General features: G+C 43.1%; 1 protein-coding gene. It reads left to right on the top strand.

Going from position 1 to position 626, the window contains the following annotated elements:
* A partial coding sequence (locus ACNOHI_RS25085; protein WP_420477447.1) for a hypothetical protein occupies positions 1-397 on the top strand: 397 nt, incomplete at its 5' end.
* Positions 398-626 lie beyond the last annotated feature (229 nt).

Here is a 626-nt window from a genome sequence, read left to right as displayed (position 1 = left end):
AGGATATCAGTATTTAAGCAGTCGAAATCCTGCTACGGCCTGGATTTCGTCAATTTCTGAAAGCAGTGACTGGACGGTGGCAAACGACCCCTGTACTCAGCTTTTAGGTTCAGGCTGGCGTTTGCCGACCCGCCTTGAATGGCAGTACGCGGATGCCCCACCACAAAACTGGACGAGCGCCGCCAGTGCCTTTGCTTCAGAACTGAGGCTTCACTCGGCCGGAGTATTGGCTGGAGGTAACGGTGTGCTTGACAGCCGGGGCGGATATGGCCGCTACTGGAGCAGTACACAGTATGCCAATACCAGCTACGGATATATATTAGATCTATATGGAGGAAGCGCTGAGAGTTCTCTTGATAAGGCTACGGCCCTTCCGGTAAGATGTATTAGAAAATAAAAAAGTGAAATTTAGAAAACAAAGATTGATTTATTCGTAGAAGTAATATTAAAAGGTAAGCAGATAGAGAAATAGATAAATGTTAATGGCAATTACAATATGAATATAAAGATTATTATTCCTTTTTTCGCTTTGATATCCCTACAGATTTGTTCTTATGCGCAATCAATTGATCTAAAGATTCACTTATCTGGTGTTTATTCGAGCAAGATCAGCTTAATGCCGCTTT

The sequence above is a fragment of the Noviherbaspirillum sp. ST9 genome, assembly GCF_048799745.1.
GTDB lineage: Bacteria > Pseudomonadota > Gammaproteobacteria > Burkholderiales > Burkholderiaceae_D > Noviherbaspirillum.
Note: the sequence above shows the minus strand (reverse complement) of the source record. Positions and strands in the feature narration are given on the sequence as shown.